Origin of the sequence: Microcoleus sp. (assembly GCF_049646505.1) — a bacterium.
Classification (GTDB): Bacteria; Cyanobacteriota; Cyanobacteriia; order Cyanobacteriales; family Microcoleaceae; genus Microcoleus.
Window position 1 is genome coordinate 22,284 of sequence record NZ_JBARVX010000111.1, and the last position, 9,879, is coordinate 32,162.

Below are 9,879 nucleotides of genomic sequence, written 5' to 3' on the forward strand. Positions count from 1 at the left end.
TACTCACCGCCCTAAAAGGGCAGTGATTCTTGACACTTCATCGGGTGAAGCTACGGTTTTTGATCTGGATCGAGTCTGAAGCTTGCAGAGTTCAGTTTAAAAACTAAAGCTAGTTCTGAGCACTCCAACCACAACATCATGATTGCGAGCGTCGTGGTTGGGTGCTGTTAGCCAGATGAAGCCTGGAGTAATAGCAATATTGTCAGTGAGCCGATGGGTGTAAAAGGCTTCGATGTGATATCCAACATTGCGATCGCTCCTCTGTCCTGCCGGTAAACCAATTGCTTGGGCTATACTGCTATTGCTAGTTCCCGCGAGCCTCGGTTGCATTCCAAATACTAAACCTGCCAAGTTGCCCTTTTTACCTACATCTCGAAACGCAAAATTGAAGCGGTAATCCCATACATCGGCATCTCCTCGAGTGCCTGTGCCCAAAGTACGCGCATTAGCATACGCAACCGATCCGCCCACCTGGATTGTCTGCGTCAAGTTATAAGACACTCCAGCTAAGTAGGTATTCGCTGCCACCGGACCTGCGCCAATTACTTTAGCCGCATTACTTCCAGAAATGGTGTCAATCCCAGATTCAAGAGAATAGCTGTTGACATAATTGAGAGCCAGCCTCAACTTTCCTAACTCAAAAACCGACCGCACGGAAGCTCCGTAACCACCTTCAAACAATCCGATATTTGGGTTATTCGCTGAGCCAAATTCACTACCCAAAGATAAGTCTAAGTTCAGCCAAGGAGCAACCTTCCACTGCGCGCTAATTCCCGACTGCTGGAACACAGGGTAAAGCATGGGGTTGGCTGAACCAAAGTATGATAGGGCGCCTATGGAAGAACTGGAGAAGGGGCTTAAAGCTTCTGTCAGAACTCTGTCGCTAGAAAAGGCAGCAAGAGAAATCATCAGGTTATTGTTGACTGGGAAGTTGTAAGTTAATGTACTCAATCGCAACTCGCTATTCCCAGACATACTAGAACCCAAAACTCTGGTTTCATCGGTCACACCGCTCAAGCGACCGGTGGGAAATTCGGTAGCAGTATTGAATCGCCTTAAATTTATGGCTTGCAGCCCTACACTCAATCTATCTTTGCCCGTGAAGCTGGTGTTTAAATTCAGGCGCGCTCGATACCCGAAGGTAGTGTTATTGGCGTCGCTAGCATTGTCACCAAAAGCATCTCCCAGATACATTAGTACCTGGCCGTTCAACTTGGTAGTTGTGGAAAATTGGTTGGTTTCTAGTTCCGCAGTTCGAGCTTCGAGGGCATCGACGCGCCCGCGCAGGGTTGCTAATTCGGCTGCAAATTCTTCTTGCAATCTTTGCAGTTTTGTTAAGTCTTCTTTGGTGGCTAAATTGCCTGTCCCCGATCGAATTAGCTCGCTCACTTTATCCAAGCAAGCATTTAAACCTGCTGCAAATTCGTAGCGAGTCATTGCCCGATTGCCGCGGAAGGTACCGTCGGGATATCCTGCTATGCAGCCGTAACGCTCGACTAAGGATTGCAGTGCTTGGAATGCCCAGTCTGTAGGCCGCACGTCGGACAGTTGCGAGACGGAGGTTACTTGCTCGATCGACGGATCGCTTAAATTTTCTACTGCTTCTAAATTCAGGGAGTCATCAGCAATTTGAGAACTTGGGGAAGTATTCTGAGAGTTTGCTGGTTGAGAAATAGGAGATATTTGAGCGATCGGTCGATCGGTTGGGATTTCTGGTTTTTCTAAACTTAGAGTTGTGTCTTGCGATGCTATGCTGGCGGCGCTTGCTTCCTCCCCCGATGATTTAGTGAGGGAGTCATTAACATTTGCAGAACTTGGGGAAGTATTCTGGGAGTTTGCTGGTTGAGAAGTAGGGGATATTTGAGCGATCGGTCGATCGGTTGGGATTTCTGGTTTTTCTAAACTTTGAGTTAAATCTTGTTCTTCATTTGGATCTGATGTCAAAGCTGCTGGAGAGCTTTCTAAACCTGAGAGTTTGCCGAGTTTTTGAGCTTTTGCTGTTCCTGATATAGGGCGATCGCTTGCCGCCATTCCTGGCAATCCACTCAAACACTGAAGCCCAATCATGAGCATTGTTAACTTTGACGCACCATTTTTCATTTTTTCTTAACTATCCTCACGCATTTTAATTTTAGCCAAGCTGGGCAATCTGATTCTCAATCTTCATCTTGTTACCAGTTTTTCGCTGAGATTGCTTTCCCGCAAACTTTACTCGATCGCACCTTATTTTGTCAACGATCGAAATCCATTTACTTACCTTTAAATCTTACTTTTGATCTGCACTTTCTTTTGAGTTGATCCAGCGATCGCTAATCTTTTTTACCACTCCATTTTCAGACATCCGGCTTAATTCCAAGTTGAGAGCAGGCCGCAGAGAGCTGTTGAGAGGTATAGCAAATCCATAAAATTCGCTCTCCACGAAAAAATCAGACATTTGCACGCCCAGTTCGGAATTTTGAGCCAGATAGTATTCTAAATTCAAACGAGAATACAGGACCGCTTCTGCACGTCCATCTATCACTTCCTTCACTGCATCTGCCAGGGTTGGCATTTCTTGAACCCTACTTTCATACCTCTGAGCGATCTCTGGGCCCGATGTTTTAGCAACGGTAGCTACCCGAGCATTTTTGAGGCTTGTGGGATTGGGAAATCGTTCGACAGAATTACCAGAGAAGGCAAGGGTAATTGCCGAAGCCAAGCCGGCAGTCAGAGAAGAAACTGTCACTAATGCGATAATCATCCAAGTACCGGCGACAACACGACCCAGACGAGTCACTGGCGCGCGATCGCCGTATCCCACGGTTGTTAGCGTCACCAAAGCAAACCACATACCGTTGCCTACCCCGTTCATATAATCTTTGGGAAAATGCTCGCTGTTGTTTTTGTGTTCTACCAACCAAACTAAATTTCCCACTGCAAACACCAGTCCCATTAAGATGCCGATCGATCCGAGGGCAGCAGACTGAAAGAAAGGTCTAACCCGGCTCCAAACACTAGGATTTTCAGCTAGGCTTAACACGGCTACGTCAGAGAGAATATAAGGCTGGGTAAAGTCAACCTTTTCCAGGCGTTTCGATGTAACGGATAAGCCACCGACTAACACATCTAATTCCTTGCGATAGACTGCATCAAGTCCATCTTGGACGCTCGGTTGAGGGATAAATTGATAATCGATTTTTTGGGTGCGGGCAATTTCCAAATTTCCACGCTAATCCCCGATACCCTATTGTCTTGTCGAATCACGAAGGGAGGAGAACCAGCTACCCCCACGCGCAAGGTTTCTGCTGAAGCCGAGATCGGAATAGCAATAGCTAAGGCTACAGCTATGCTAGGAACCGAATAGCCGATTGTCGATAAACGCTGGCGACTGTTTGAGACAACTTTTTTGCTAACGAAACAACTAGATGTCCAAAATCTTGTCAGCAATTTTGGTAGTTGTATGCCGTGTCTTAAATTCATCTTTTTTGACTTACTTTCTTGCGATTTAATGAAAGAAAGATTTAGCATTTTTCCAATTTCCTGATAAAACTTGCACAAAAAACCCGTTTTCTGGGAAAAATCTGCGATTTATGCGATGTACAGCAATACGGTTCAGATCAGATCTATCCCCCTAGAGTGTGTTTTCAAACCCTTATACCAATTTCATAAAGTAGCGCTAGATATTACCCCCCCAACCCCCCCGCGATTTCGGGCGGGGGCTAAGACTTCATCCATAGCACATATGAAAGAAAAATGGTATTAGATCCCCCCAGCTCCCCTTAAATTAAAAAGGGGGGAGCAAGAGTCTTAAAGTCCCCCTTTTTAAGGGGGATTTAGGGGGATCTAAGGGGAATTAACAGTGTTAACCCAAGCGTATTGAGAGATACAGCACTTTTCAGGTACGTAAGGTATAGAGAAACCAGGTAATAGCAAATCCGGGTGAGGCAGCCCCTCGATCGTGTCGCAAAAGTGCGTCGCTCTTAAATCTTTGTCAGCAGCCAGAATTGTCCGTGGCGACGCACCCTAAAAGTGCAATCAGTATGTATGACTGAGTTACTAAAAATCCGCTGGTTCGGGTTCCATGACATCTGCCAAATCCTCAGGGGTTTGTGCGATCGAGCCTGTCATCCGATGCACGGGGGTTTCTGAAACCAGGTGGGGAATTTTGCCATTACCATTACCATTGCTGTATTGTACGATCTCAATATTTTTGGGGATAGCACCAATATTGATGCCTTCTTTGTTGAACCGTTCCTGAATCATACGAACAATGTCTGCATTGACACCCCAAAATTCCTGTTTTTTTGCCCAGCAGCTCGCGCTTACATTGAAGTAGTAGTTTTCAATGTTAAACACAGAAGCTGAAGGAGCTGGTGTTTCGAGAACTTGAGGGTGGGATTTCATAATGTCTACGAGCAATTGCTCTACATTTTTCAGGTCGTCATCGAAGCCGACCTGCAAATTTACTTTGACTTTGCGAGTTTCACTGCCGCTCAGGTTTTCGATCGTGTCGCCCCAAACCGTATTGTTGGGAACATTAAATATTTGACCGCTAAAGCCTTTAATTTTCGTGTTGGCTAAGGTAATGGAATCCACCCATCCCCAGAGTCCGCCAATTTTGATTTCGTCACCAATATCAAAGGGTTTGTAGGCCATAATCATCAAGCCACTGGCCAAGTTCCCCAGGTTGCTTTGCAGTGCGAACGCTAAGACGAAACTCACCCCCCCAAGCAGGGCTAAAATCGGGCCGAGGCTGACTTCTAGTGCGGTTAGAGCCAGCATAAAGCCTAGGACAATTCCGCCGCGCTTGATAGTCATGACCATAAACTGACGCATGAGTACAGAGGTGCCACCAACTTTGGATAGCAACAGATTCAAAAGCGTGCCGAGGATTTGAGCGACAACGATCGAGGTGACGAAAACACCTAGAAACTTCCCGGTATTGTTCACCCAGCGCATACCTCCTTCGTCCGATTGAGCCCAACCGAGCAGCCGCAAGCCGAGCCCTTCGGTATCTTTCGTGTCGAGTTCGACAGCACTCACCGCTTGAATGTATTCGCGGAAAGCTACGGCTTTGCCACCTTTTTTCTCTAGTTCGTCCAAGATGACATTAAAGCGATCGATAATTGCCGTTAGCTGTGCTTGAAGTTCGGTAACGGTGGCGACGAGTTGGTTCTTCGTGTCCGATTCTGTTTCAGCACTTTTTTTGAGCTGTTCCGTCGTGTTTTCCAGTTGCTGTTGTTTTTGTTGGAGGTTTTGTTCGTCGTTGACAACTCCAGGCAAACCAGCAACTTGTTTCTCCTGTCCGCTGTTATCGATTTTGATGTTTTCGAGGGTGGCTGTCGCTCGATCGAGATTCTGAGACGATTGCTTGGTTGACTGATCCGTTGTACCAACCCCTTGTTGTTGGAGCAGTTGTTTGAGCTCTCCTTGAGCTTTATCGACTTGCTGGGTGGCTTCTGTATATTCTGGCGAGTTTGGCTTGGCAGCTTTTTGTGCTGTCTGGGCATCCTCTAGGGCTTTGATTGCCACGTCTAGTTTGTCGATCTTTTTGGTTGCTTCTTCGTAATCTAGGGAGCCAGCCGTCATTTTCTCTCGAGCTGTCTTCATTTCGTCGAGAGTTTGTTTGGCTTTGTCTAGATCCCCAGTTTCCTTAGCTTTTTCCTGGACTGCCTGCAACGTCTTATCTTCTTTAAGTTCTGCTTTGGTTGTTTTCGCTTGATCGACAGATTCTTGGGCTTTTTTGAAGCTTTCTTTCGCTGCTTCTACCTTTTTCGCTGATTCTTCGTATTCGGGCGAACCTGGATTGGCAGTTTTTTGAATTTTCTCGGCTTCTTCGAGGGCTTTCTGGGCTTCTTCTAATGCTTTGGCTCCCTCTTGCTGTTGGGTGATGGCTAGATTTTGGCGCTTGATCACCACTTCAGCCTGACTGATTTCTTTGGCTTTGGTTTGCACCAACAACATCCACCCTGCTGCTTCGTTTTGGAGTTCGTCCAGGGTGAGGGGCTTAACTAAAACTCTGAGTTCATCGACCGGAATATCCAGCTCTTTCGTGGTTGTTGCAGCTTTGGGATCGCCTTTTGCTGCTGGCTGAGCTTCTTCAACCTTTGCTTCTTCCGCTTTCGGTTTCGCCTGCGATCGCGCCGGGGGAGTCCAGACTGCAAACACACAAATAACTCCCGCCAGAACAATGGCGCGGACTCTTAAACGCTGGTTTATTTTTGTTAACATAAGTTTTGCTTATTTCTTGGGTTGTCATCGCGATTTTTTCCTGATAAGTTCCCTTGATTTCACAAGTCAAATCAAAGCTGGAAACCTCAGAGCTATCTTTTCGGTTGCCTACAAAGTTCCTAATTGCTGCCTTAACCACAGATCGTACATTAAGCTCGGCAACTAAAGCAATAGGTAAATAAGGGATTGCGCTTGGATATTGTCATGCCAGTTCTCCAAAATCATCCAATAGTCGCCATCTTGGGTCGATCGATTTGAGATCGACCCAAGATTGTGGATTATAGCATTCTTTTTTGGAAGCGATCTAAGAAACCAGAGCGAGATATAGCAATCCGATCTGAGTCTCACAACACAACTCCCTCTTGTCTTCCTAGACTTCTTGTATAGCAATACTTTCAGATTTTACAGATACAGAAAATCACTTAGGATTGCTATAGAAACAAAACAAAGCAGCTTGCCATGCAAAATTCACGCAAAATTGCCTGAGTGGGAAAAAGCTTGACAGGCTGCCCCACTTAAATAATAATTAAAAATCACTCATCAAGACCCTAAAACATTGAAAATGTTATCAATCGATCTGCCTACCAATGAGCAGGAAGTTTTCTCCTAGCAAGAAAAATTTAGAAAGCATCCATTCCTGGTATTTTGTCGGACAGGAGAGTTTTCTATAACCTTTGCCAAGCGTATTGTTGCTACCCAACTTGGCTACAATGTTGAATTTATTAAAGCCCTGACGATGATGCGACGAAATTTTGTGTTGTATCCAGATTTCGTCTGTATATTTCTCGACCCGCATATGTCAACTGAGTTCGGTTCCAATCTGGATTCTGTCGGACTCAAACAATCTGGCAGAACTCACATCCAGATGATTTATCATCTCGCATCTTCACTTCAGATGAATCCTGAAGAATTATGTGACTGGGGTTCTGATGCCGAATCCTTCTTTGAAAGGGCAATGATTGGACTCATTGGCAGTTCCGATCTCGGTCGTGCTTTGGGAGCTTTGTATGCAGACGAAGTGTTTGCTAGTAGCTGGTTTCCTAGCTATTATGAAGGATTTAAGAACTTAGAAAAGCGAACTAATAAAGGTTTGAACCTGGATTTTTTTGATTCTCATGCTAACGAGATCGAACCAGCTCACGTTGACCATGCCTACCATTTGCTCAAATTTTGTGAAAACATGAACTTAGAACAAAAGGCTTTTTTTGAGGGCTATAAAACCTTTCAGCACCATCTCAGTAACAAATTCAGCGGTCTTTACTCAGAAATGTTAAATTTGAGGAGCAAGTCCTTAGCTAGCAATTAAATAGATAGATAGAATGGTACACTTGTAGACAAACCTCCGGTGTATCCACGTATGTTAGACTTACAAGATCGAGAAAAACAGTGTTGAGGTCGAGCAATGCTTCTGTCCATCAAAACAAAGTTAAAACTAAACAAGGGTCAAATCACCATAATGACTAAACACGCTGGAATAGCGAGGTTTACTTATAATTGGGGATTAGCTACTTGGAGCAACCTTTATGAAGATGGACTAAAGCCCAATAAATACCTCCTCAAGAAATTCTTCAACAATCATGTAAAACCTGAGTTTACATGGATTAAAGAGACGGTAATCAGTCAGAAAATAACTCAATATGCTTTCGACAATCTAGGAGATTCCTTCTCTAGATTTTTCTCAAAAAAAAGTGGACATCCCAAATTCAAGAAGAAAGGGCATCATGATTCCTTCACAATTGACGCAGGTGGTAAGCCGATAGCCGTGGGTGGTACGTCCATAAAGCTACCAACAATCGGCTGGGTGAAAACCTATGAAAAATTGCCTCACACCACCTGCAAGTCGATCGCGATATCTCGAACTGCGGATAGTTGGTTTATTGCTTTTGCTTATGAGCAAGAACACGAACCAACTGTAAAGCAACATGATGTTGTGGGAGTTGACTTGGGGGTTAAAGAGTTAGCAACGCTTTCAACAGGAGTTGTTTTCCCGAATCCAAGACATTACAAAACGCATCTCAGCAAGTTGCGTAGTCTGTCAAAGGAGTTGTCCAGAAAGACGAAAGGCTCTGGTAATAGGCATCAAGCCAAAACCAAGCTAGCAAAACATCACGCTAAGGTGGCAAATCTCAGAAAGGATACTCTGCATCAAATCACTACCTACTTATGCAAAAACCACGCAAAAATAGTAGTAGAAAATTTAAATATTTCCGGGATGCTGGCTAACCATAAATTAGCTCAAGTTATAGCCGATTGTGGATTCTATGAATTCAAGCGTCAGCTAGAATACAAAGCTCAAAAGTTTGGTTGTGAAATAATTCTTGCTAGCCGTTGGTTTCCGTCAAGTAAAACCTGTTCAAACTGTGGACATATCCAAGATATGCCACTCAAAGAAAGAACTTACATCTGTGGAAGTTGTGGTCATTCGATCGACAGAGATTTGAATGCCGCAATTAATTTATCGCGCTTGGCTAAAGCGTGAAAGCTTATCGAGGGATAACCGCTCCCATGCTCCCGTTAGACATCTCCAAAATAGTAACAGTTCGTGATAAGATCACATCATAAAGCTTTTTTGACACAGAAACATGAGCGACATACTCAATCATATTGAAGAGCATCCTAAAGAAACACAGCGATTAATGGGTCTGGATTATGAGCAGTTACAACAATTAATCCAAAACGCGGAACGATTACATCATGAAAAACCAGCTTTACTAGAATCAAAGAAAGTTAGAATTATTGCTGGTGGAGGCGGTAGAAAACCCAAACTATCTCTGAGCGAACAAATAATTTTAACATTGGTCTATCTGAGGCATATGACAACATTTCAACTTCTGGGCATCCAGTTTGGAGTAAGTGAGTCTACAGCTAATGATACATTTAACTATTGGTTGCCTCAATTGCGAGAATTGCTACCATGTAGCTTACTTGAACAAGTAAAAAAAACGCTGATGACTATGAAATAGTCAAGGAAATACTCACAGAATATGAATTAATAGTAGATACTTACGAACAAGTCAGAGAGACCTGGAGATTAGTATGAACAAGAAAAATACTTTTCAGGCAAGAAGAGTAATCATACATTTAAAAATCAAATAATTGTCATGCCAGATGGTAGAGATATAGCCTTTCTCTGAAAGATGAGGTATCATGTTACTGACAGTCACTCGTGAGGGTCAAACAGAGAAGATAAGATCAAATGAACTATAATTACATGGTTACGCACAAGCCACGCGAAAGCGATAACATACATAATAGCATTTTTAAAGGCAGCACGATTTGCTTGACTCACAACACCTTTAATTGTACCAAACTTCATACATTGTTAAAAATGAAAGCTTATTCGATTGATTTTAGGCAAAAAATCCTTGATACTTATCATGCTGAACCCATTTCACAAAAAGCAATAGCTAAGCGTTTTTCTGTCGCCCTCAGCTTTGTACAAAAATTGCTTAAACAATATCGTGAAACAAAAAACATTACTCCGAGAACTGACCGATGTGGAGTCAAAGGCAAACTCAATGCGGAGCAACTACTCATCTTGGCCCAATTGATTGAAGAAAATAATGATGCAACTCTTGAAGAACTCCGTTATTTGCTTTATGGAAAAATCGGATTTTCCGTTAGTAGAGCAACAATAGGAAGAATGATAAAACTCTTAAACATTACTGT

7 protein-coding genes are annotated in these 9,879 nt (G+C 43.7%); 4 read left to right on the forward strand and 3 right to left on the reverse strand.

The features are described 5' to 3' along the window. Window positions 1-96 precede the first annotated feature (96 nt). The 3 genes from WBA89_RS06550 to WBA89_RS06560 form a co-directional block, all read right to left on the reverse strand. On the reverse strand, window positions 97-2,049 hold the full coding sequence (locus tag WBA89_RS06550; RefSeq protein ID WP_424404905.1) for an iron uptake porin: 1,953 nt from the start codon (window positions 2,047-2,049) through the stop codon (window positions 97-99). Window positions 2,050-2,266: 217 nt separating this feature from the next. Then, window positions 2,267-3,199: a transporter substrate-binding domain-containing protein gene (locus WBA89_RS06555; RefSeq protein WP_424404907.1), complete on the reverse strand. Its 933-nt coding sequence runs from the start codon at window positions 3,197-3,199 to the stop codon at window positions 2,267-2,269. Between the two features lie 836 nt (window positions 3,200-4,035). Further along, window positions 4,036-6,210 (reverse strand): mechanosensitive ion channel domain-containing protein, encoded by a 2,175-nt coding sequence (locus WBA89_RS06560; protein ID WP_424404909.1) that lies wholly within the window; start codon window positions 6,208-6,210, stop codon window positions 4,036-4,038. Window positions 6,211-6,946: 736 nt separating this feature from the next. On the opposite strand from WBA89_RS06560, the gene WBA89_RS06565 reads away from it, so the two are divergent. The 4 genes from WBA89_RS06565 to WBA89_RS06580 form a co-directional block, all read left to right on the forward strand. Next, a complete protein-coding gene (locus tag WBA89_RS06565) occupies window positions 6,947-7,516 on the forward strand; it encodes a hypothetical protein (RefSeq protein WP_424404911.1) in 570 nt (189 codons plus the stop codon). Between the two features lie 96 nt (window positions 7,517-7,612). Further along, window positions 7,613-8,689, forward strand: a complete 1,077-nt coding sequence (locus tag WBA89_RS06570) for an RNA-guided endonuclease InsQ/TnpB family protein (RefSeq protein WP_424404913.1) — start codon at window positions 7,613-7,615, stop codon at window positions 8,687-8,689. Window positions 8,690-8,792: 103 nt separating this feature from the next. Continuing rightward, window positions 8,793-9,173 (forward strand): helix-turn-helix domain-containing protein, encoded by a 381-nt coding sequence (locus WBA89_RS06575; RefSeq protein ID WP_424404915.1) that lies wholly within the window; start codon window positions 8,793-8,795, stop codon window positions 9,171-9,173. Window positions 9,174-9,406: 233 nt separating this feature from the next. Further along, on the forward strand, window positions 9,407-9,879 hold a 473-nt coding region (locus WBA89_RS06580; protein ID WP_424404917.1), incomplete at its 3' end, for a helix-turn-helix domain-containing protein.